This is a genomic window from Phaeobacter cretensis, from assembly GCF_047372505.1.
Lineage (GTDB): Bacteria > Pseudomonadota > Alphaproteobacteria > Rhodobacterales > Rhodobacteraceae > Phaeobacter > Phaeobacter cretensis.
In genome coordinates this window covers 176941-199166 of the sequence record NZ_JBKBEU010000001.1, presented here as the reverse complement: position 1 = coordinate 199166, position 22226 = coordinate 176941, and the positions used below count along the sequence as shown (strand labels likewise).

Here is a 22226-nt window from a genome sequence, read left to right as displayed (position 1 = left end):
CGTAGGCGGCTGGTTTAGGCCAGCATCATCATCGGATTTTCCAGATTGTCCTTGATAGCGTTCAACAGCTCTGCGCCAAGGGCACCATCGATCACACGGTGATCAACCGACATTGTGACCGACATTACGGTGGCCACGGCCAGCTCGCCATCTGCGCCAACAACGGGTTTCTTGACGCCAGCACCGACGGCTAGGATACCCGCGTGGGGTGGGTTCACGATGGCATCGAAATTGTCGATACCGAACATCCCAAGATTGGAAATCGCGAAAGAGCCGCCCTGGTATTCATGCGGCGCTAGTTTGCGATCACGTGCACGTTTGGCGAGGTCTTTCATCTCGGTCGAGAGGGTCGAGAGTGATTTCGTGTCACTATCCTGCAGAACCGGGGTGAACAAGCCACCTTCGATTGCCACGGCTACGGCCACGTCTGAGGAAGACATCTTCAGCACCCGATCACCAGCCCAGACGGCATTGGCATCCGGCACAGCCTGCAACGCCAGGGCACAGGCCTTGATGATGAAGTCATTGACCGAAAGTTTGACGCCGCGCGCTTCCAGTTGCTTGTTGAGCTGCGAGCGGAATTTCAGCAATGCATCCAGCTGGATATCGCGGCGCAGGTAGAAATGCGGCACGGTTTGCTTGGCTTCGCTCAGGCGTGCTGCGATGGTTTTGCGCATTCCATCTAGTTTGACTTCTTCAAAGTCTCGGCCTTCGTACATGCGTGCGACCTGATCTGCAGATGGACCTGTGGAGGCAGCTGCGGCTGGGGCTGCGGCGGTTGCCGGAGCGACTGCTGCCGGGGCGGCGGTCTGCGGTTTGGCGCTTTCCACATCAGCCTTAACGATGCGACCACGGGGGCCGGAACCGTTCAGCTGGGCCAGGTCCAGGCCTTTGTCGGCCGCGATACGTCGTGCCAAAGGCGAGGCAAAAATGCGTTTTCCATCAACACCTTGTGGGGCGGCGGGGGCAGGTTGCGCCGCATCTGTTTTGACCACTGGAGCGGTCGGGGCTACGTCCGGTGTGGCTTCGGCTGTAGGGGCGGATGTAGCAGGAGCAGCACCGGCTGCACCTATGTCATCAGCGCTTTCACCGTCTTCCAGCAGCACGGCGATGGGGCTGTTGACCTTCACGCCTTCGCTACCTTCGGGGATCAGGATCTTGCCGATGGTGCCTTCATCCACGGCTTCGAATTCCATCGTCGCCTTGTCGGTTTCTATCTCCGCCAAGAGATCGCCGGAGGCGACGCTGTCGCCTTCCTTCACGAGCCATTTGGCGAGCGTGCCTTCCTCCATTGTCGGAGAAAGCGCGGGCATCAGGATTTCTGTGGGCATCGCTGTCTCTCCTTACCGGTAGGTCACTTGTTTCACTGCTTCGATCACCTCATCTGTGGTGACCAGCGCGTGTTTTTCGAGATTGGCAGCATAGGGCATGGGGACGTCCTTGCCGGTGCAGTTGATCACTGGTGCGTCGAGGTAATCAAACGCCTCCTGCATCACAACAGAGGAGATATAGCTGCCGACGGATCCCTGCGGCCAGCCTTCCTCGACGGTGACCAGACGGTTGGTCTTCATCACCGATTTGATGATGGAGCCGGTGTCCATCGGGCGCAAGGTGCGCAGGTCGATGACCTCGGCGTTGATGCCATCCTCGGCCAGTTTCTCCGCCGCTTCCAGCGCATAGGTCATGCCGATGCCAAAGGAGACGATGGTGACGTCGGAGCCTTCGCGCCAGATACGGGCCTTGCCAAAGGGAACGGTGTAATCATCCAGTTTTGGCACTTCGAAGGACTTGCCGTAGAGAATCTCGTTCTCGAGGAAAATCACCGGGTTGTTGTCGCGGATTGCGGTTTTCATCAGGCCTTTGGCGTCGGAGGCAGAGTAGGGCATTGCCACCTTCAGGCCGGGGATCTGCATGTACCAGGCGGCGTAATCCTGGCTGTGCTGGGCACCGACGCGGGCAGCCGCGCCATTGGGGCCGCGGAACACCATGGGCGCGCCCATCTGGCCACCAGACATATACAATGTCTTTGCGGCGGAGTTGATGATGTGGTCAATCGCCTGCATGGCGAAGTTGAAGGTCATGAACTCAACGATCGGGCGCAGACCACCAAAGGCAGCACCGGTGGCGATGCCGGCAAAGCCGTGTTCGGTGATTGGGGTATCTATCACACGCTTCGCGCCGAATTCATCCAGAAGACCCTGGGAGATTTTGTAAGCGCCCTGATATTCGGCGACTTCTTCGCCCATCAGGAAGACGTCTTCGTCGCCGCGCATTTCCTCTGCCATGGCATCCCGCAGCGCTTCGCGCACGGTTGTCTGCACAACTTCGGTGCCTTCAGGCCAATCAGGGGTTTCATCCACCTCAGGGGCTGCTGGGGCCGCGGCAGCAGCGACCGGAGCGGCGGGCGCCGAAGGTGCCTCTGCCGCGGACGCTTGGTTGGCCGGGGCAGGGGCCGCACTGGCGTCGTAGCTCTCGCCCTCTTCGACCAGAACGGCGATTGCGGCGTTGACCTTCACGTTTTCGGTACCCTCGGGGATCAGGATCGCGCCGATGACACCTTCGTCAACGGCCTCGAACTCCATCGTTGCCTTGTCGGTTTCGATCTCTGCAAGGATATCGCCGGAATTTACGGTATCGCCCTCTTTGACCAGCCATTTGGCCAGCGTGCCTTCCTCCATGGTCGGCGACAGGGCGGGCATCAGGATTTCAGTTGCCATATCTTGTTACGTCCCCTCAGGCGGTTTCTTGCGGCAGGTTATCCGCATAAATATCGGTCCAGAGTTCCTCGAGCGCCGGTTCGGGGCTCTCTTTGGAGAAGTCTGCGGATTTGTTGACGATGTCCTTGATCTCTTTGTCGATCGCCTTGAGATCATCTTCGGTCGCGTGTTTGCCGGTCAACAGCATGTCGCGAACCTGTTCGATGGGGTCTCGTTCCTCGCGCATTTTCTGCACCTCTTCACGGGTGCGGTACTTGGCGGGGTCGGACATGGAATGGCCGCGATACCGGTAGGTTTTAACCTCAAGGATATAAGGGCCTTTGCCCGCACGGCAGTGGGCGACGGCGCGTTCGCCGGCATCTTTTACCGCCAGCACGTCCATACCATCCACTTCTTCACCCTTGATGCCGTAGGCTTCGCCGCGTTTCCACAACGCAGGCGACTTGGTGGAGCGCTGTACCGAGGTGCCCATGGCGTATTGGTTGTTCTCGATCACGAAAACGACCGGCAAATCCCAGAGCTGCGCCATATTGTAGGTCTCATAGACCTGACCCTGGTTGGCTGCGCCATCGCCGAAATAGGCGAAGGTCACGCGATCGTTGCCTTTGTATTTGTCGGAGAAGGCCAGTCCTGCCCCCAGAGGCACCTGCGCGCCAACGATGCCGTGGCCACCATAGAAATGTTTCTCTTTCGAGAACATATGCATGGACCCGCCTTTGCCTTTGGAATAGCCACCTTCGCGGCCGGTCAACTCGGCCATCACACCGTTGGGGTCCATGCCACAGGCCAGCATATGGCCGTGGTCGCGGTAGGAGGTCACACGTTTGTCACCTTCGCTGGCGGCGGCTTCGAGACCGACAACAACCGCTTCCTGACCGATGTAGAGATGGCAGAAGCCGCCAATCAGACCCATGCCATAAAGCTGGCCAGCTTTTTCCTCGAATCGCCTTATCAGAAGCATCTCGCGGTAGTATTCGGTCAGCTCTTCGGCAGAAACGTTTGGTTTCTTGACACTTTTTCTCGCAGCCATAGTGGCGGGCTCCCCCTTAAGGCTAGATAGTTTAATGCTAAACTAGTTCATAGTGGATTTTACGACGTCATGCGAGTGTTATTATGACGTCCGGTCACCAACGGGTAAAGGAACGCATTTTTATTAGGGGCGACCTGAGGGGGCAACGCTGTGGTTTGCTCTCTTTGACGGGGGGTATGGCGGGCGTTTACAAAACTGCATCTGACGTAGTTGAAGCCCGGTTGCCGACTGTATGGTGACAGCAAAAAGCCCGCAAGCGAGGCGCTGCGGGCAGTTCGTCAGCCATAGTGGACCGTGTTCGCAACGGAATCTGGCTTAGCGAATGACAATTTCATCCGCGCGCAGAAGACCCAGAACCGAGCGGGCCTGTTCATCCAGTAAATCAAGATCAAGATAGTCGTCCGAAAGGCGGTAGGTGAGGTTCTCGATCTGCGCGGTTTCGCGCTTCAGCTCGTCAAGGTCCTGACGCAGTGCTTCAGCCTCGGCCTGAATTTCGACGCGCCTGAATAATCCAAAATCCCCCTGCACAGCGGCGAAGGTAAAATACGCGCTAAGCGCGAATGCAATCGTGGAGAAAACGAATGCGCCCAATGAGGGTCTGTTGTTTCGGGTCACGGTGATGGCCTGTATGATCTGCTGCTCAAGTTTCGCGCCAGTTTGTCCGACGTCTGAAACAATACTGCCACAGGCAAAGTGGTTTGTGAAACGTAAAAATTGTTAATTTTGAACATTATCGAGGAAAATACACCTCAGCCAGGTGGCTGAGGTGCAATGAATTAGGGATATGCCAACGGGTTTTCCGTTTACTCCTAGTCGATCACCTTACGTGTGAGAGCGGCCTACCCTCAGACAGGTATGCGCGTCTCTCAACCTTCGAGGGCTGCAACGCCAGGCAAGGTTTTGCCTTCCATCCATTCCAGAAATGCGCCGCCTGCCGTGGAAATATAGGTAAAATCAGCGGCTGCACCTGCTTGATTGAGCGCGGCAACAGTGTCGCCGCCGCCCGCCACGCTGATCAGGCCGCCCGATTTGGTCAGGCTTGCGGCCTGAAGGGCTGCGGCATTGGTCGCCGCATCAAAGGGGGCGATCTCAAAAGCACCCATAGGGCCGTTCCAGATCAGCGTTTTGGACACGGCCAATGTCTCCGCAATGGCGGCAACAGTCTTTGGGCCGGCATCGAGGATCATTGCATCGGCAGGGCAGGCATCTGCGGCAACGGTCTCATTATCGGCACCGGCCTTAAACTCACGGGCGACAACAACATCAATGGGCAGGATAATCTTACAGTTCTTGGCCTCTGCCTTGGTCAGAATATCGCGTGCAGTATCGGCCATATCATGCTCACAGAGCGATTTTCCGACATCAATGCCCTGAGCGGCAAGGAAGGTATTGGCCATGCCGCCACCAATCACCAGATTGTCGACCTTGCCAACGAGATTGCCCAGAAGTTCAAGTTTAGTCGAGACTTTCGCGCCACCAACAACGGCCGTCACCGGGCGCTGGGGTAGCCCAAGAGCAGATTCCAAGGCGGTCAGCTCGGCCTCCATCAGGCGGCCAGCGCAGGCCGGTAGCAATCGGGCGAGAGCTTCGGTAGAGGCATGGGCGCGGTGCGCGGCAGAGAAGGCATCATTACAGTAGATATCACCCAGCTTGGCGATGTCTGCCGCCAGATCCGCGTCGTTCTTTTCCTCGCCGGGGTGGAACCGGGTGTTCTCCAACAACAGGACAGCGCCTGCTGGTAGTCCAGCCAATGCGGCCTCGGCTGCGGGGCCACGGCAATCAGCAGCAAAGACGACCGGTACACCAAACGCAGCCTCAAGCGATGGCACGAGCGGGAGCAGAGACATCTCGGCAACCACCTGGCCCTTGGGGCGGCCAAAATGGGCCAGCAGGATCGGTTGGCCGCCTTTGGCGAGGATATCCTTGATCGTGGGGGCAATGCGCTGGATGCGCGTATCATCGGTGACGCGTCCGTCTTCTACCGGAACATTGATATCGACACGTACCAAAACGCGCTTGCCTGTCAGTTCCATCGTGTCGAGTGCGTTCCAGCCCATGATTGTATCCTTTTTTGGTCGTGATGAGAGGCGCCAGCGGTGAGAGGCGTCCATATGGCAATGTTGGCGCGATGTTTCGGGGCTTTTTACCCCTCAGTCAATGCTCTGTGAGCAAAGCTCCCTTGGCAATTGGCGGCGCGGGCCTTAACTATCGGGCAAACGCAAAGAACAGGAGGGCCACATGGCCGAGATCAAGGATCCCGATAACACCATCATCATGGAGCTAAAAGACGGCAATGTGGTGATCGAACTGCTGCCTGACGTGGCGCCTCAGCACAGTGAGCGCATGAAAGAACTGGCCCGCAGCGGCGCGTACGACAATGTGGCGTTTCACCGGGTGATTGACGGCTTTATGGCGCAGACCGGTGATGTACAGCACGGTGATATGGAAGACGGGTTTAACCTGCGTATGGCAGGCACCGGTGGATCCGATCTGCCAAATGTTCCGGCGGAATTTTCGAAACTGCCGCATGACCGTGGCACGTTGGGTGCCGCACGGTCTGCGAACCCGGATTCGGCAAATTCGCAGTTTTTTGTTAACTTCAAGGACAACCATTTCCTGAACGGTCAATACACAGTTTATGGCCGTGTGATCGAAGGCATGGAACATGTCGACGCAATCAACCGTGGCGAGCCGCCTGCGGAGCCCGACCGTATGATCAGCGTCAAGGTGGCCGCAGATGTATAAGCTGGCAGCGGTATTTGCGCTGATGGCGGGGCCTGCCTTGGCCAGCGGTCTGGAGATCGCGGTCGAAGGCGAGGGGGCCAATGGCACGATCAAGATCGACCTGTTCGAAGACGTTGCCCCCAAGCATGTTGAACAGATTACCGCGCTGGCGGCTGAAGGCAAATACGATGGCGTGGTGTTCCACCGCGTTATCGAGGGCTTTATGGCGCAGACCGGCGATGTACAGTTTGGCAAGCAGGGTGGCGATATGCGCCGTGCGGGCACCGGTGGTTCCGAACGCGCAGACCTGCCGGCTGAATTTTCTGAGCTGGCATTTGATCGCGGTGTCGTTGGTATGGCGCGTTCTCAGAATCCGAACAGTGCCAACTCGCAGTTCTTCATCATGTTTGCACCGGGTCATTTCCTGAACGGGCAATACACTATCGTGGGCAAAGTCATCGAAGGCATGGATGTCGTAGACACCATCAAACGCGGTGGCGGTCAGAACGGTGCCGTTGTCGGACAACCTGATGCAATGAAAACGGTCACTGTTACTGAGTGATGCTGTCATCCGGCGTACCGGATGAATGTGATTGATGTTGATCGGCCCGTACCCCGGTGGTGCGGGCCGTTTTCTGTTGAGCGCCTGTCACGGGCTTGTGCGGTGCATGTGAGAGCATTTTAGGGCAAGCTGATTTCCAACTTTTCTCGGATACCCATTGGCGGCGTATTGTGGAGGCCTATTGGTGCGCGAACAGGAGGCTGCAGATGTCAGAAGATGTAGATGTAATGGAAGAGTGTCGTGCAGTGCTTAGCAATAGATTGCCGGATGCGAGCTCTGTCCCTCTTTTGAGGACGGCGTGGCTGCCGATCTTGGTGGCGCTGGCATTGTTGGGAGTTTCGATAGCGCAGATGGGCCCGGTCCAAGCGGATCCGGCGCAATGGACCCGAGAGTGGCCGACGACCGATTTTAGTCGCTCGACCGTCAAAGACTGGAGTGACATCAAATCTGGTGGGCCGCCCAAAGATGGTATTCCAGCGCTGAGTGATCCGGGGTTTCTGCCCGCGCGGCAGGGTCGTGGGCTGAGCGCGGCAGAACCCGTGGTTGTTCTGGACCTGCCGGGGCAGGCGGCACGGGCCTATCCGCTGCGCTATCTGATCTGGCATGAAATTGTGAACGACCAGGTCGGGAGGACGCCGGTTGCGGTCACTTACTGTCCTTTGTGCAACTCGGCTATAAGTTTTGACCGGCGTGTTAACGGCCGTACCTTGAGCTTTGGGGTTACTGGCAAACTGCGCCAATCCGATATGGTGATGTACGACCGCGAAACAGAGAGTTGGTGGCAGCAGGCCACAGGCACCGGGATCGTGGGCCAGATGACCGGGCGTGATCTGCGTCAGCTGCCAAGCTGGCTGGACAGTTGGCAGGGGTTTCGTGAGGCCTATCCAGATGGGGTAGTTATGGCTGAACCGCGCCACAACCGAAGCTATGGGCGCAACCCCTATCAAGGCTATGACCGGTCAAATTGGCCGTTTCTCTACGATGGAAGCACGCCGCCTCATGGCATTGCGCCATTGGCGCGCGTGGTCCGCGTTGGGGATCGCGCCTGGCCTTTGGAGCGTCTTGCCGAAACAGGTGAAATACGACAGGCGGGAGTGACTCTTAGCTGGCGGGCAGGTCAGGCCTCGGCGTTGGATGCAGGTGCAATCGGCAAGGGGCGCGATGTTGGCTCGGTCCGGGTACAGAATCGTGATGGCGTAGATTTGCCCCATGATGTGATGTTTGCATTTGCCTATCACGCGTTCTGGCCCAATGGGCGCTGGATGCTGAAGTAATGGGGGGGAAAGGTAGGTCGATATAAAGTAGGTCGATATAAAAAAGGCGCACCCACAAGGAGTGCGCCCAGAGCCTTATTCTGAGAGCGGTAACAAATCAGAACAGGAAGTTGTCGGTATCCATCAGTTGATCAACGGTCACACCCTCGACCAGTATCGAGACATTGGCGAAGGTGACGCGGGTATCGTCGCCCAGCTGGGCAAAGCCCAGATCGCTTATCGCACTAGCGCCTCGCAGGATCTGAAGCAGATCCTCGCCAAGCTTGAAGTCGGTGATTGTGTCATGACCGAAACCGCGCGCAAACACAAAGGTGTCGATGTCGCTGCCGCCAGTCAGGCGATCGTTTCCGGTCTGCCCTATGAGCCTGTCAGCGCCGTCGCTACCAAACAATGTATCGCGACCACGTCCGCCCAACAGAAGGTCATTGCCGGCATCGCCGCGTATGACATCGCGGCCTGATCCACCGCTCAGCCGGTCGTTATCTGCGCCGCCGGTCAGCGTGTCATTGGCACGTCCGCCGGTGAGACTGTCGTTGCCGTCGCCGCCAGCCAACAGGTCACGCCCGCGACCACCTGTCAGACCATCGTTGCCGCTGCCGCCATCTAGCGTATCGGCACCACTGCCGGCCTTGAGCGTGTCGTCTCCCGAGCTGCCGACCAGACTGTCGCGGCCGCTGCCACCGATCAGCAGGTCATCCGAATTGTCATCCGGGGCCACATCATTGTCACCGCGCAAGGTGTCATTGCCGGCACCGCCGATCAGCGTGTCATTGCCAAGATTGCCGCGAAGATTGTCGTTCCCGGCATTGCCGGAGAGATGATCGTCGCCGAACTCGCCATCTAGAAAATCATCATTACCGCCGCCGGAGATGTGATCGTTGCCGTCGCCGCCCAGCAGGAAATCCTTGCCCGCACCGCCCGAAATATTGTCGTTTCCGCCACGACCGTGGATCATCTCTGAGAGAGTGGGGTCAGATGTATTGGTGCTGGCGAAGGTCTCACTTTCGCTGCTGCCTTCCTGAATATGCAGGGTTTGATTGGCGAGCCTTACAGTTTCGATGCCATAAAGCTGATCCCGGCCTTCGACCGTTGTCAGTATGGCGCCGGAGCTTGCGTCAAAGGCGAAGCTGTAGCTGTTGATCCCATCTCCCAACACCAGCTCGTCCTGGCCGGCACCACCGATAATGGTATCATCGCCTGTACCGGCCCGAATGGTGTCGTCGCCACCAAAAGTGTTGATCTGTTCACCTGATGCCCAGGCGGAAGTAAAGCTGTCATCATCGACCAGAGCGGCAGCAAGCAAATCGAAAAGATTGCCTTGGCCGATCAGTTGCGAGGAGATTTGAAACCCCGTCACCGACATCACCAATGCGCCATTATGGAAGTAGCCAAAGTTATTGACGATGCTGTTTGGAGTTAGATTGCCAAGCTCATCGAAGGTGAAGGCACCCTGAAACACCAGCACAAATGCGCCGTATTTCAGCGCGATCTCGCTGTCGGATGCGCTCAGAATCTCAACCTTGGTAAAGTCGAAACTACCAAAGTTAAATGGGGGCGCGAAATTGGCCGCTGACGCGACGAGAACCTCTGCCATGATATGACCTACTGCCTGATTGCCTGCTGCACCTTTTGGCGCTTTTGACGAGAGGCTAGGCGGCGGATGCCAATCTGGAAAGCACCTTGTTAACGATTAATTAACCTTTGTTAGGCCTGTTGCGCAAACTCTTCACCTTGAATTTGCTGCGCCGCAATTGGTTGCCATTGCGGGATAGCTGAAAATGGAAAAGGCACACCAGAGATGATGGGCCTTTCAATGTGTCTGATGTTTTTATTCTAGAACAAGAAGTTGCCGGCATTCGCGAGCTGCTCCAATGTCGTGTTCTCCATCAGAACAGCGACATTGGAAAAGGCGATCTCTATGTCATCACTTTTGCTGGTGAAGGTCAGGCCATCCATCCCATCTGCGCCGCGGACGATTTGGATGTGGTCTTCACCGGTGGTAAAATCGGTAATGGTGTCACTGGTATAGCCGCGGTGGAATACAATTATTCCCGCATGGGCGCCGCCAGTCAGCCTGTCATTGCCCTCTTGGCCAATCAGCATGTCCCGGCCGTCAGCGGAGATGGGTGTTACAATTCCATAGTTAGACGAGATAGAGGCCCTACCATAGTTGTCATGTGCGATTGGCCAGTCTGTGTCGGTGTCGCCGTTCAGATAGTCATCGCTGATCCCTAGGCTGATAACATCATCGCTTCCATAAGCCAGCCAGCGACCACCTTCAGCGATATTGGATGTGATGGTATCGTCGCCAGTTGGAATAGCGGATTCCGGGGCTGCGTCACTACCGGTCGCAAAACGTGAGAAACTGAGGGAAAATCCGATCATAGACTAGACCAGAGTTCCACCCGTGCTGACTGACATAGAGCCGATTGTCCAAATATAGGGCGTCGAAGATATGAAATTTCCGGTCAGTGCAATGGCGGTGCCCGCGGGAGTGCTGAAAAACATCTGATTGATTATGCGGCTGTTTAGAGTGAGACCGTCGAAGTCGGGTTTCGCCACATCTGACAGGGTCATAGTTCCGGTTGGATTGTTTCCCGTAAAACTAGCCATCAGTAGAATAAGTCTTGATCGTGGCATTGCTGAAGCAACAGCTAAAAATCTAGTCGCTTACTGCATGCAGCAACTTCTAAATGCAACGTTGGGCCGCCAGGGTGGCTGGTGTCTCGACGAAATGCATCGTCTGTCATCGGATGGCACGATAGCTGTGCAACCTATCTGGCAGGCCTTCTACTTGAAAAGAAAAACGCCGCAGGCGGCACCTACGGCGTTTGGATTTTATTGGTCAAGGCAGCCGTTTGGGGCCGCCTTAAAAGATCAACTTTCGGCTTTATGTGCAGCTGTCGCTGCAGAAACAGCGGCTGAGGGCGCTGGCGCCGGAGCTGCGGCGCGGGGCGCTGCGGCTTTGCCGGGGTTCAGCGGATCATCCTGACGCTGTACGGAGCCTTCGAAATGGGCGCCGCTTTCGATCGCGATGGTCTTGTGGATGATGTCACCCTCGACGCGTGCGGTGGAGGTTAGGCGTACTTTCAGGCCGCGCACGCGGCCAACGATGCGCCCATTGATGACAACGTCATCTGCTGTCACTTCGCCTTTAATGGTGGCGCTCTCGCCGATGGTCAGCAGATGGGCGCGAATGTCGCCTTCGACTGTGCCTTCAACCTGGATATCACCGGTGGTCTTGAGGTTGCCTGTGATGTGCAAATCCGAGCTGAGCACGGACGCCGGAGGCTTGGCCTTTGGGGCTGTTGCCTTAAAATCGCTGGCGGGCGGTACCGGAGCGGAAGACGGCGCAGGCGCCGCAGGGGTTGCTTCGGCCACTTTTTGGCCGGGCTCGTTGATTTTGCTCTTAGAAAACATTTCTCGCAGCCTTGATATAGATCATCGGGTTTACGGGGTTGCCATTGACCCGAACCTCATAGTGGAGGTGGGTCCCGGTGGACCGTCCGGTGTTACCCATATCAGCAATGTGATCCCCGCGCGAGACCCTTTGACCGACCTTAACGCGGATGTTGGAGTTATGGGCGTATTTCGTCTCAATGCCAAAGGCATGTTGAATTGACACAAGTTTTCCGTAGCCGGATTGCCAGCCTGCATGGGTTACAACACCATCGGCCGTGGCAAAGATATCCGTGCCGGTGCGCCCGGCGAAATCGGACCCTTTGTGCAAGCGGCGTCCCCCTGTTTTGGGGTCACGGCGGTAGCCGAATCCAGAACTGCGGCGCACGATGTTGAGGTTAACCGGTGCAGCGAACGGCGCTTTTTGAGCGGCCAGCCGATAGAGGTTCAACTGATTCATTTGATGCAGCAGGTCATTGGCCCGCAGCTCCTCGCGGGAGGGTTCCTCACCGCGAGTGGACAGGGCTAAAGGGCTGAGCGGACCGCCCTGACCGCTGTATCCGCGCCGCACCTGTTCCAGAATACGGTCTGTGGGCATTCCGGCGCTGCGGAACATCTTATCAAGTGGCGCAACAGAGACCTCCATGGCCTCCTCAAGCTGGCGGAAGATCTGGTCGTTACGCTCATCCATCAGCTTCAATTCCAGTTCCAATGCGTCGCGCTGTTCCAGCGCGAACTGGGCATTGGCTTCGATCTCGTCTCGCTGTGCGGCGGTTTCGGCGAGGGCGTCTGCCATGAATTCCATCTGTACGGGCACGCTGACGGCCATCATCTGGGCAGGGCTGTCAGCAGCGGTTTCCTGTTCCAGTGCTGTCAGCGCACCGCGTGCTGTTTCGCGGTCTTTCATGGTTTGGCGCAGGGTGGTCTGGATCACTTCGATGCCGGTTTCCAGTTCGCGGCGGCGGGTTTCCGACGCCAAAAGTTCGGACTGCATAGAAGAAATCTGGGTGAGGGCGGCGTTAAACCGTTCCTGGGCGGCCAATGCCTCGGCGGCGCGATCATTCCGTTCGCCTGAAAGCGCATTCAGACGTGCGCGGTAAGTCATCTGATCGCGCTTTGCCTGTTCGCGAAAATTGCCGGACCCGATGCTGTCCATCAGCACGATGGCCGTTGCGACAATAGACCAGGCCACCAATAGCGCCATGCCCGCAGCGGCAAAGAGCTGAGTTTCAGATCGTAGCCTTATGAAACGGGTGTCAGAATCGGATTTCAAAAACACGCGCCGTTCCGGGAAACGGCGCTCTAGAAACGAATGTATTTTGATCGCCAGACGTGTCCGCACGCTTTGATCCTTGTCCTGCCCCCGTCGTGACCACGCCGATACCGGCACTCCTCTTGCCGGTGGTAGGCTGTACCGGTCCCAACCGGATCGCCTGTGTTGCGTCGCCAGGCAGCGCATCAGCGCACCTTGGCGAAAGTGAATAGCCAGCCGTTTGGATTTGGGCAAGCCTGTTGACCCAATGTTCGGCGGGACTGCGCGGAAACGGTCCATTGGCTGCAGGGATTGGCCGAAGAATGAGCGAAAAATCGCCTATACCTGCCTCACTTGCGCAGTCGAGAGTGTAAGGACCGATGACAGATGTGAGGCACCTGCAGGTGATCGGCAGGCTGATTTTCGCCGTCATCCAGAACAGTTATGGAGTGCCGTCGATCCAGACCACAGGGCCCAGGTCGACGCGCTCACGGTCAATAACACCCACCCGGTGGTGATGTTATCGCAACGCCGGGGGCTTGACGGGGAGGTCATCGGCCAGCGGCCAATAGAAATCTGGCGGGATCCCGGCCTCTGCGCGTTTTTCCTCGTTGAAGGGTGGCTTCAGAGTGCTGTGGAAATAGGTCTGCACTAGCCCGTGAAAAACTTCCTTTGGATCGAGATTCTCGCGGCCGCAAAGAAAGTGAAACCATTTGGAGCCATAGGCTACATGGCTGACCTCTTCTGCGTAGATCACCTCAAGGGCCTCCACGGCTTGGGTCAGTTTGGCGTTGCGGAAAATCTTGATCATGCCGGGCGTCACATCCAGGCCTCGAGCCTCGAGCACCATCGGGACAACAGCAAGTCGGCCCATCAGGTCTTCGGCGGTGTCCTCGGCAGCGCGCCACATGCCCGAGTGGGCGGGCAACTCACCGTAGTGGCTGCCAAGAGCCTCAAGACAATCGCACATCAGATTGAAATGTTTGGATTCTTCATCAGCGGCTTTGACCCAGTCATCAAAGAAACCAAGTGGCATTGGCACGTGGGAAAATCGCGCGATGATATCCCAGTGCAGATCGACCGCGTTCAGTTCGATATGGGCGACGGCGTGTAACAACGCTTTGCGCCCGGCCTCTGATCCCGGTTTGCGACGGGGAACATCACGTGGATTTAGGAGTTCAGGTTTTGCGGGGCGCGCGGGGTGCAGTGGCGGATTGGCGATCCCAATCTCGATGGCCTCACCATCCCCGGCGCGAGACGCAACCCAAGCCGCAGCATAGCGGTGCGACAGCGCTGTCTTTTCACGTCCGTCCGCCGTGGTCAGCACCTGATGCGCCATTTGAGCAAGGGTGAGCGGCCTGTCGTACCGGCTTTGATCGGCTGGGCTGGTCATCTGTATCCGGTCCAATTCGGCGAAGGGTTTGCAAGTTGATGACATCCCTGCCATCGGCCAGCCTGACCTGCAACCCGCTAGCGGCCCGTCGCATGACGTAGCAGGCCGCAGGCTGGCGCTATTTTCTATCGGAGTCAGAGCGCCTTAGCGGCCTCCAGGACCTCGGCGACATGGCCATCGACCTTCACCTTGCGCCAGACTTGGGCGATGTTGCCGTCGGCGTTGATCAGGAAAGTCGAGCGTTCAATGCCCCAGTGTTTCTTGCCGTACATGTTCTTTTCCTTCCACACACCGTAGTCTTCGCATGTGCTGCCATCAGCATCTGACAAGAGCGGCGTTGTCAGGCTGTGTTTCGCGACAAATTTGTCGTGTTTGGCAACCGGATCCTTGGAGATCCCGAAGACAGCGGTATCTGCATCGGCAAAGGCTTGCAGGTGCTCGGAAAATCCGATGGATTCCTTGGTGCAGCCCGGGGTATCATCCCGTGGATAAAAGAACAGTACGACGGCCTTGCCGCGCAGCTCCTCCAGCGTCACGGTGCCACCGCCATCACGGGGGAGGTTAAAGGAGGGTGCGGTGTCTGAGGGGGCGAGCATAAATTGAGGTCTCCAAAACGGTTTCGCAGTGTTTGCGTGCCATAGTTAGGCCACTACGGGCAAAGGGAAAGCAAGGATTAAACCGGCCTCAACCAAAGCGGTGGGTCCTGTAGAGGAACCATCTTCCGCTGCGTTGGCGGATGTCACGCAGGATGTCGCCTCCACCGAGGGTGCGCCCGAGGAAGATATGGGCGCGGAGGAAACTGCCGTTGCCCGCGCGGTGCCACCGCCGGATGGTCCCGGATTTGTGGGCCCTGACGAGAATATGCCTGAAGTTTTGAGCGGTGCCGAGGACGCGCCGGTTGTCGTGGATGTCGAGCCAAAGCCGGTTCCAGTACCCACTGCCGCAGATGGGATCTCCGCCGGTGATCTGGTGAAGGAGAGTGAGCGCGCTGAGTTCGCGCCCGTCATAGGTAGTTGTGGTAGCGGCGCGGATGGTGGCGCAGAGAAAAATGAGATCGCACCTGAAAACGGCGCTAAGCCCAAACGTGGTCTTCTGGCGCGAATGCTGCGCAGTGCAACCATCACCATGGTTTTACTGGCATTGTTGGTGAGTACCGTTGTTTTCCTTGGCCTTGGCACACAGTTTGATGCACCGGATTGGTTGCGTGACCGCGTAGAGCGGCGGATTGAGCGGCATCTCGGCGGGTTAAGTATAGAATTTGGCGCAATTCATCTTGTGGTGAATCGTGGCTGGCGGCCTCGCGTCAGCCTGCGAGATGTTACCCTGCGCGACCAAAATGGAGCGAGAGTTGCAAGGTTGGCCGATGCACAGGCGTCGCTGGCGATGCGGCCGCTATTGGCCGGTCAGATCCGCCCCAAGGCCATTGCGCTGAGCGGGTTATACGGAACTCTGCGCCGCGACGACAGTGGTGGGCTGGCGCTAAGCCTCGCGGAAGGCGAAGCTCCGTTACGTCAGGCCGCAAATCTGCCCGCGTTGATAGAACAGTGGGATCGGCAACTGGAACTGCCGGTATTGTCGGCATTAACCGAGGTAGAGACAGAAGCCCTGACGCTGCGATACGAAGACGCCCGTCTGGGGCGCGTCTGGACGTTGGACGGTGGCAGTATCCGCATGAACCGTGCCGGGCAGAATATTGAACTGGCTGCAGGTTTTTCGCTATTAAGCGGGCGGGATTATGTCGGCACAATTGAGGCCAACTACAGTTCAGCCATCGGGAACAAGGCTGCGGAATTTGGCGTATTGGTAAATTCAGTCGCCAGTGAAGATATTGCCGCCCAGAGTGCCGCATTGGGCTGGCTCGATGTGCTGGATGCGCCGATTTCAGGGTCGTTGCGTGGAGCTATAAGCACAGATGGTGCCTTGCTGCCGGTGTCGGCCAGCCTGCAAATCGGCGAAGGGGTGATCCAGCCAACCGCCGCTACCCGTCCGGTGCCGATCACCAGCGCGGAAAGCTACTTTACCTATTTGCCTGATCGGCAGGAATTGCGATTTAACGAGCTGTCGGTGAACAGCGGCTGGGGCTCTGGCTCAATGGAAGGGCGGGCGCATCTGATCGGGGTTGAAAATGGCCGGTTGACTGATCTGGTTGGTCAATTGCGGTTCCGAAATCTGAGCCTTAACCCTGTAAAACTGTATGACACGCCGCTGGATCTTGCCGGGGTGACCGCCGATTTCAAGCTTGAGATGAATCCGTTTCGCCTGCGTTTGGGGGAAATGCTTGTGCGCGATGGCGAGACGCGGATCTTGCTGGACGGTCACATTTCGGCAGGAGACACGGGTTGGGATTATGCGCTGAACGGGCGTGCCAACCAAATGTCGGCGCAGCGCCTGAAAGAGGTCTGGCCCGCCGCCGCACCTCCCAAGCCACGGGAATGGGTGCGGGAGAATCTGCTGGATGGTTATGCGCGTGATGTGAATTTTGCCATGCGCGGCAGTGGCGTTTCTGAACCCTTTATCTATCTGGATCTTGCATTTGAGGATGCAGCGGTGAAATTCCAGAAGTCACTGCCGCCTCTGCAAGATGGGGCTGGGCAATTTAGCCTATATGGTAAGCGACTGGTGGTGATGGCGACCAAGGGCTGGGTTGCAGCAGATGACGGTGGGCGCGTGGATGCGGCTGGCACGTCTTTCATTATACCTGATACGTCAGTCAAGGATGGGGGGCCGGGCATCGCCCGGATCGAGGCCTCCGGTCCGGTGACTGCCGCTCTGTCGCTGCTGAATCGCCCTCCATTGTCGGTAATGGACAAGGCAAGCTTGCCCGTGGATCTTGCGGACGGGCAGGTTTCGCTGAGCGGTACGTTGTCTTTGCCCCTGCGTAACCGCGTTAAGCCTGAGGACATCACCTATCACTATGAGGGCGTTATTCGCGATGCCGCCAGCGACAGGCTTGTGCCTGGAGAAAGCGTGTCGGCGCGTGTTTTGAGGCTGAGCGGTGATCAGGATCATGTACAGATCGAGGGGGCAGGCGCACTGTCTGGTATTCCGGGCAGTTTGTTGTGGCGGCACGCGGTTGGACCCGCTGCAGAACGCGTAAGTGTTGCGTCTGGTCGTTCGTCTGCGGTGCGTGTCACCGGAACAATTGAGCTGTCACAGAACACTGTAGACAATCTCCAAATCGGGCTTCCCAAAGGGTCGGTCACCGGTGCAGGGCGGGGGCGCTACGACGTTGTAATCGATAAAGGCACAGCGCCGTTGCTGACGCTGGAGAGTAATTTGGCCGGGCTTGGCCTGCGGATCCCGGCGCTGAGCTGGCGGCTAAGCGAAGCTGCCAAAGGTCAACTGAAGCTGCAGGCGACGCTGGGAGAAACACCGCGCGTCGACTCGATATCGCTGGAAGGACCGGGATTGCGCGCGTCTGGCAGCGTGACACTGGAGCCGGGCGGAGGTCTTGACCGGGCGCGTTTGGGTCAGGTCGTGCTGGGCAACTGGTTCCAGGGCGCTGTTGAGCTGGTTGGGCGGAGCGGACGTGTGCCGGCTATCAATGTGCTGAACGGGGTTCTTGATCTGCGGCAGATGCCCGACGGATCTGACGGTAATGGCAACGGCAATGGCGGTAATCGGTCCGGCGGGACCGGTCCAATTGATCTGCAGTTGGACCGGATGCAGGTGACAGACAGCATCGCGTTGACCGGTTTCCGTGGACGGTTTTCCACTACTGGCGGGCTGAATGGCAATTTCACTGCCGCGCTGAATGGCCAAACCGGAGTAACCGGCGTCGTGGTGCCCAAGGATGGTCGATTTGCCACGCGGATCCAGTCGCAAGACGCCGGCGGTGTGTTCCGCTCCGCTGGGGTTCTGCGGCATGGAAGCGGCGGTACATTTGATATGTCTTTGGTGCCTGCGCCCAGTGCCCCCGGCGAATACGACGGTCAGATTGAGGTCAAGAATACCCGTATAAAAGATGCTCCCTCCATGGCGGCGCTGCTGAATGCGGTCAGCGTTGTTGGGTTGATCGATGCGCTGGCGGGGCAAGGTATTCTGTTTACCGCAGTAGAGGCCAAATTTCGGCTGGGGGCGACCCATCTGATTGTACACGAGAGCAGTGCGGTGGGGCCGTCGATTGGGCTATCCATGGATGGGAATTATGATCTCGAGCGTAGCGTATTGAACATGCGGGGGGTAATCTCTCCGATTTATCTGCTCAATGCCATTGGACGGGTGTTCACGCGCAAGGGAGAGGGGCTTATCGGGTTTGCCTTTACCTTGAAGGGGACGACGGATGACCCACAGGTGCAGGTGAATCCACTATCCGGCCTGGCACCGGGCGTGTTCCGGGAGCTGTTCCGTGGCCCGGCCCCAAGCCTGCCGGGAGAAGAGCCGCAAGAAACCGTAGTGCCACGATCAAAACGCAAGAAACCGGCCTATTCGGTCTCACCTGGTGAGGATCGCTAACCGGCCGTCATTGGGCGCCTGACTCGCATGTAAGAGTGTGCTTGCCGTAACAAGCAGCCGCGCAAAAGCTATTGGCCAAGGGCCGCGCAACAGCCTATATCGCGATTTATGAAACTCAGTGATTTTGACTTTGACCTTCCCGATGACCGCATTGCCACCCGCCCGGCTGTGCCGCGCAGCTCTGCGCGGTTGCTGGTGGCGGAAGGCGACCATATCAGTGATGCCCGTGTCGCGAATCTGAGACAATGGCTGCGCCCCGGTGATCGGCTTGTTCTGAACGATACCAAAGTGATTCCGGCACGGTTGAGTGGCCGTCGTCATCGTGAGACTGCACAGGGGCCTATGGCGGCCAAGGTCGAGGTGACCTTGCTTGACCCGGGTGCCGATGGCAGCTGGGCCGCGTTGTTGAAGCCTTTGAAAAAGGTCAAACCGGGCGAAGAGATCGTCTTCTCTGATGCGCTTAGTGCCAAGTTGGAGCGTGTAGAGGACGGTCAGGGCTATCTGACCTTTAATCTCAGCGGTACGGATTTTGACGCAGCTCTTGCAGAGGCCGGTGCAATGCCTCTGCCCCCTTATATTGCTGCCAAACGTCCAGCAGATGAGCAGGATAAAACGGACTATCAAACTGTCTGGGCGAGCAATTCCGGCGCAGTTGCAGCCCCCACAGCATCCTTGCATTTCGATGCTGCATTGTTGGCAGAATTGCAGGGCATCGGTGTTGAGATTAGCTATGTCACTCTGCATGTTGGGGCGGGCACATTCTTGCCGGTGAAGGTTGAGGACGTCACCACTCATCGGATGCATGCGGAATGGGGTCGCGTCAGTGCCGAAGCTGCGGTAGAAATCGCTGCGACCAAAGCGGCAGGCGGGCGGGTGATCCCGGTCGGAACGACTGCGCTGCGTCTGATTGAGAGTGCTGGCCGCAGTGGTGAGATCGAACCCTGGGAGGGCGATACCGATATCTTTATTTACCCCGGTTTTACCTTCCACGTGGCAGATGCGTTGATGACTAATTTTCATCTGCCCAAGTCGACACTTTTGATGCTGGTCTCGGCGTTGATGGGGCAGGACCGGATCCACGCCATCTATGATCATGCGTTGGCTGAGAAATATCGGTTCTTTTCCTACGGCGATGCGTCGCTTTTGATCCCGCCGGTGGCGGAGACGTCGCAGACCTGAGACGCGATTTCAGCGAGAAGCAGTCTTAACCGGTTAGACCTACGGTCTTGACGGGTTCTGTTGTTACCGGTGCTGCTATTTGCACACACGGCTGCGGGTTCTTGCGGTCATGAAACTGCCACGAGAATCCATTCATAAGGACGCGCGGTAATAGCCGTGCTGGCGACCAATTCATCAAGACCCCGGCTAGGGGCCAGAGCTTGAGGGACATGCTCTGGAATAAACCGAGATTAGGAGAAACGGGCGATGTGGCAGGTGCTGTCGAGCGCATGGGCGCTGCTTTTGGGCATGGGAATGCTGATGGTCGGCAATGGCCTGCAGGGGACGCTCTTGGGGGTCCGGGGCGACATCGAAGGGTTTTCGACTTTGCAGATGTCCTTCGTTATGTCGGCCTATTTTGTAGGCTTTCTGGGGGGCTCGAGACTGGCACCGGAGATGATCCGCCGGGTCGGCCATGTGCGGGTCTTTGCGGCGCTGGCGTCGTTTATCTCGGCCGTGATGATCCTCTATCCCGCAGTGACAAACCCTGTCGCCTGGATGTTGGGTCGTGCGGTCATCGGATTCTGCTTTTCCGGGGTGTATGTCACCGCTGAAAGCTGGTTGAACAATGCCTCTGACAATGCCAACCGGGGCAAAGCGCTGTCTCTTTATATGATCGTGCAGATGATCGGTATTGTGAGCGCACAGGCGTTGATGCTGGTCGGCGATCCCTCAGGCTATGAGACCTTCGTTATTGCCTCGGTCGTGGTTTCGGTTTCCTTTGCGCCTATTCTGCTGTCGATTTCGCCAACGCCTGCGTTTGATCGGACCAAGCCGATGTCATTGCGTCGGCTGATGGATGCCTCACCGTTGGGCTGCGTGGGTATGTTCCTGCTGGGCGGTGTGTTCTCGGCTCAATTCGGTATGAGCGCGGTTTATGCGGCATCTGCAGGGCTTAGCCTCGCCCAGATCTCAATCTTCATCGCGACATTCTATGTGGGTGCTGTGTTGATGCAATATCCGCTGGGATGGATGTCAGACCGGATGGATCGCCGTATTCTGATTTTGTTCGGGGCAGCTGTTGCTGGTGCAGCAGCGATCGGGGCTATGAAATATGGCACTGATTTCAACTTCCTTTTGGTCGCGGCTTTCCTGATTGGTGGCATGACCAACCCGCTCTATTCGTTGCTGATAGCGCATACCAACGACTATCTGGACTATGATGATATGCCGGCCGCTTCTGGTGGACTTGTTTTCATCAACGGTTTGGGAGCCGTTGCGGGCCCGCTGATCACCGGTTGGCTAATGAGTGATAGCGTCTTTGGAGCACCGGGCTTTTTCTTGTTTATGGCGGTGTTGTTGTTGGTGTTGGCAGTTTACGCCGGCTATCGGACGACTCAGCGCCCTGCCATTCCGACCGACGAGACCGGGATCATGTCTGCAATGTCACCAACCGCATCACCCGTTGCGGTTGAGTTTGCCCAAGAATACGCCATCGAAACGGATATTGAGGAGCAGGAATCTGCCGTTGAAGCTGGATGATTGCGCTAACTATCGGGCGTTGTGGTGAAATTTTCACGAAACTGTCGTGTATGACGCAAATCGTGACGCGCTTCCCCTTGTAAAACTTCTGCAAAAGCGTCTGAATTTCAGAACGGTATCTATGTGGAGGCAGACCTATGACAGGTCCTGAGGAGATCCTATACTTTTGGCTCGAGACCACGGGCGAGAAGGGGTGGTATATGCAGGATGACGCGTTGGATCAGGAGATCCGGCGCCGGTTCGAAGCAACCTGGGAGGCGGCTTGCGCCGGCGACTGTGACAGGTGGCGCAGCGGACCGCGTGGGGTATTGGCCTATATCATTCTGACCGACCAGTTCCCGCGCAATATGTTCCGAGGGCGGGCGCAGGCGTTTTCGTCGGATGCGCTAGCGCTGGCGGCTGCGAAATGTGCGATCAGCAAATCCTGGGATATGAAGATCGACGAGCCGCAGCGGCAGTTTTTCTACCTGCCGCTAATGCACTCCGAAAACCTGTGTGATCAGGAGCGCTGTGTTCGGCTGATGTTGGAGCGGATGCCGGTGAACGGTGCCTCTAACCTGTTGCACGCACGTGCACATCGCGAGGTGATCCGGCAGTTTGGACGCTTCCCCTATCGCAATGAGGCGCTGTCGCGCAGCAGTACGGCGCCGGAGATGGACTATGTCATGGCTGGTGGCTATGGCAGCACCATGCGCAGCTTGCAGACTGCTGGTTAAGACC

18 protein-coding genes are annotated in these 22226 nt (G+C 57.5%); 7 read left to right on the top strand and 11 right to left on the bottom strand.

The features are described from left to right. Positions 1-14 precede the first annotated feature (14 nt). The 5 genes from ACEWZM_RS00930 to ACEWZM_RS00910 form a co-directional block, all read right to left on the bottom strand. A complete protein-coding gene (locus ACEWZM_RS00930) occupies positions 15-1331 on the bottom strand; it encodes a pyruvate dehydrogenase complex dihydrolipoamide acetyltransferase (protein WP_414004655.1) in 1317 nt (438 codons plus the stop codon). A 12-nt stretch (positions 1332-1343) separates the two neighbouring features. Continuing rightward, a complete protein-coding gene (locus ACEWZM_RS00925) occupies positions 1344-2717 on the bottom strand; it encodes a pyruvate dehydrogenase complex E1 component subunit beta (RefSeq protein WP_414004654.1) in 1374 nt (457 codons plus the stop codon). A gap of 16 nt (positions 2718-2733) precedes the next feature. Further along, positions 2734-3747: a pyruvate dehydrogenase (acetyl-transferring) E1 component subunit alpha gene (gene pdhA, locus ACEWZM_RS00920; RefSeq protein ID WP_414004653.1), complete on the bottom strand. Its 1014-nt coding sequence runs from the start codon at positions 3745-3747 to the stop codon at positions 2734-2736. Positions 3748-4062: 315 nt separating this feature from the next. Next, entirely contained in the window at positions 4063-4362 is a 300-nt protein-coding gene (locus ACEWZM_RS00915; protein ID WP_414004652.1) for an FtsB family cell division protein, read from the bottom strand. 251 nt (positions 4363-4613) lie between these two features. Further along, a complete protein-coding gene (locus ACEWZM_RS00910; RefSeq protein ID WP_414004651.1) occupies positions 4614-5804 on the bottom strand; it encodes a phosphoglycerate kinase in 1191 nt (396 codons plus the stop codon). A 181-nt stretch (positions 5805-5985) separates the two neighbouring features. On the opposite strand from ACEWZM_RS00910, the gene ACEWZM_RS00905 reads away from it, so the two are divergent. The 3 genes from ACEWZM_RS00905 (at position 5986) to ACEWZM_RS00895 (ending at position 8307) form a co-directional block, all read left to right on the top strand. Then, positions 5986-6492 (top strand): peptidylprolyl isomerase, encoded by a 507-nt coding sequence (locus tag ACEWZM_RS00905; RefSeq protein ID WP_414004650.1) that lies wholly within the window; start codon positions 5986-5988, stop codon positions 6490-6492. Next, positions 6485-7033: a peptidylprolyl isomerase gene (locus tag ACEWZM_RS00900; RefSeq protein ID WP_414004649.1), complete on the top strand. Its 549-nt coding sequence runs from the start codon at positions 6485-6487 to the stop codon at positions 7031-7033. The genes ACEWZM_RS00905 and ACEWZM_RS00900 overlap by 8 nt, the downstream gene beginning before the upstream one ends. A 350-nt stretch (positions 7034-7383) precedes the next feature. Beyond that, a complete protein-coding gene (locus ACEWZM_RS00895) occupies positions 7384-8307 on the top strand; it encodes a DUF3179 domain-containing protein (RefSeq protein ID WP_414007918.1) in 924 nt (307 codons plus the stop codon). A gap of 97 nt (positions 8308-8404) precedes the next feature. On the opposite strand, the gene ACEWZM_RS00890 is transcribed toward ACEWZM_RS00895, so the two are convergent. The 6 genes from ACEWZM_RS00890 to ACEWZM_RS00865 form a co-directional block, all read right to left on the bottom strand. After that, positions 8405-9901: a calcium-binding protein gene (locus tag ACEWZM_RS00890; protein WP_414004648.1), complete on the bottom strand. Its 1497-nt coding sequence runs from the start codon at positions 9899-9901 to the stop codon at positions 8405-8407. Positions 9902-10140: 239 nt separating this feature from the next. Continuing rightward, positions 10141-10692, bottom strand: coding sequence for a calcium-binding protein (locus tag ACEWZM_RS00885; RefSeq protein ID WP_414004647.1), 552 nt, complete (start codon positions 10690-10692; stop codon positions 10141-10143). A gap of 492 nt (positions 10693-11184) precedes the next feature. Further along, positions 11185-11727: a bactofilin family protein gene (locus ACEWZM_RS00880; protein WP_414004646.1), complete on the bottom strand. Its 543-nt coding sequence runs from the start codon at positions 11725-11727 to the stop codon at positions 11185-11187. After that, the gene (locus ACEWZM_RS00875; protein WP_414004645.1) at positions 11717-13048 is read right to left on the bottom strand and encodes a DUF5930 domain-containing protein; all 1332 of its coding nucleotides are present in this window, start codon (positions 13046-13048) and stop codon (positions 11717-11719) included. The genes ACEWZM_RS00880 and ACEWZM_RS00875 overlap by 11 nt, the downstream gene beginning before the upstream one ends. A 430-nt stretch (positions 13049-13478) precedes the next feature. Next, positions 13479-14351 carry a ferritin-like domain-containing protein gene (locus ACEWZM_RS00870; RefSeq protein ID WP_414004644.1) on the bottom strand — a complete coding sequence of 291 codons (873 nt, stop codon included), beginning with the start codon at positions 14349-14351 and terminating at the stop codon, positions 13479-13481. Between the two features lie 134 nt (positions 14352-14485). Further along, on the bottom strand, positions 14486-14947 hold the full coding sequence (locus ACEWZM_RS00865; RefSeq protein WP_414004643.1) for a peroxiredoxin: 462 nt from the start codon (positions 14945-14947) through the stop codon (positions 14486-14488). A gap of 505 nt (positions 14948-15452) precedes the next feature. Here ACEWZM_RS00865 and ACEWZM_RS00860 point away from each other — a divergent pair. From ACEWZM_RS00860 to ACEWZM_RS00845, 4 genes are all read left to right on the top strand, one after another. Next, positions 15453-18806 (top strand): YhdP family protein, encoded by a 3354-nt coding sequence (locus ACEWZM_RS00860; protein WP_414007917.1) that lies wholly within the window; start codon positions 15453-15455, stop codon positions 18804-18806. A 108-nt stretch (positions 18807-18914) separates the two neighbouring features. After that, the gene (gene queA / locus ACEWZM_RS00855) at positions 18915-19985 is read left to right on the top strand and encodes a tRNA preQ1(34) S-adenosylmethionine ribosyltransferase-isomerase QueA (protein ID WP_414004642.1); all 1071 of its coding nucleotides are present in this window, start codon (positions 18915-18917) and stop codon (positions 19983-19985) included. Positions 19986-20231: 246 nt separating this feature from the next. Next, positions 20232-21506, top strand: a complete 1275-nt coding sequence (locus ACEWZM_RS00850; protein WP_414004641.1) for an MFS transporter — start codon at positions 20232-20234, stop codon at positions 21504-21506. A 137-nt stretch (positions 21507-21643) separates the two neighbouring features. After that, a complete protein-coding gene (locus ACEWZM_RS00845) occupies positions 21644-22222 on the top strand; it encodes a DUF924 family protein (protein ID WP_414004640.1) in 579 nt (192 codons plus the stop codon). Positions 22223-22226: the final 4 nt, after the last annotated feature.

Coding starts and splice junctions, on each gene's coding strand:
- ACEWZM_RS00930 (WP_414004655.1), bottom strand. CDS start 1,331: ATGCCCACAGAAATCCTGATGCCCGCGCTTTCTCCGACAATGGAGGAA.
- ACEWZM_RS00925 (WP_414004654.1), bottom strand. CDS start 2,717: ATGGCAACTGAAATCCTGATGCCCGCCCTGTCGCCGACCATGGAGGAA.
- pdhA (WP_414004653.1), bottom strand. CDS start 3,747: ATGGCTGCGAGAAAAAGTGTCAAGAAACCAAACGTTTCTGCCGAAGAG.
- ACEWZM_RS00910 (WP_414004651.1), bottom strand. CDS start 5,804: ATGGGCTGGAACGCACTCGACACGATGGAACTGACAGGCAAGCGCGTT.
- ACEWZM_RS00905 (WP_414004650.1), top strand. CDS start 5,986: ATGGCCGAGATCAAGGATCCCGATAACACCATCATCATGGAGCTAAAA.
- ACEWZM_RS00900 (WP_414004649.1), top strand. CDS start 6,485: ATGTATAAGCTGGCAGCGGTATTTGCGCTGATGGCGGGGCCTGCCTTG.
- ACEWZM_RS00895 (WP_414007918.1), top strand. CDS start 7,384: ATGGGCCCGGTCCAAGCGGATCCGGCGCAATGGACCCGAGAGTGGCCG.
- ACEWZM_RS00890 (WP_414004648.1), bottom strand. CDS start 9,901: ATGGCAGAGGTTCTCGTCGCGTCAGCGGCCAATTTCGCGCCCCCATTT.
- ACEWZM_RS00885 (WP_414004647.1), bottom strand. CDS start 10,692: ATGATCGGATTTTCCCTCAGTTTCTCACGTTTTGCGACCGGTAGTGAC.
- ACEWZM_RS00880 (WP_414004646.1), bottom strand. CDS start 11,727: ATGTTTTCTAAGAGCAAAATCAACGAGCCCGGCCAAAAAGTGGCCGAA.
- ACEWZM_RS00870 (WP_414004644.1), bottom strand. CDS start 14,351: ATGACCAGCCCAGCCGATCAAAGCCGGTACGACAGGCCGCTCACCCTT.
- ACEWZM_RS00865 (WP_414004643.1), bottom strand. CDS start 14,947: ATGCTCGCCCCCTCAGACACCGCACCCTCCTTTAACCTCCCCCGTGAT.
- ACEWZM_RS00860 (WP_414007917.1), top strand. CDS start 15,453: ATGCTGCGCAGTGCAACCATCACCATGGTTTTACTGGCATTGTTGGTG.
- queA (WP_414004642.1), top strand. CDS start 18,915: ATGAAACTCAGTGATTTTGACTTTGACCTTCCCGATGACCGCATTGCC.
- ACEWZM_RS00850 (WP_414004641.1), top strand. CDS start 20,232: ATGTGGCAGGTGCTGTCGAGCGCATGGGCGCTGCTTTTGGGCATGGGA.
- ACEWZM_RS00845 (WP_414004640.1), top strand. CDS start 21,644: ATGACAGGTCCTGAGGAGATCCTATACTTTTGGCTCGAGACCACGGGC.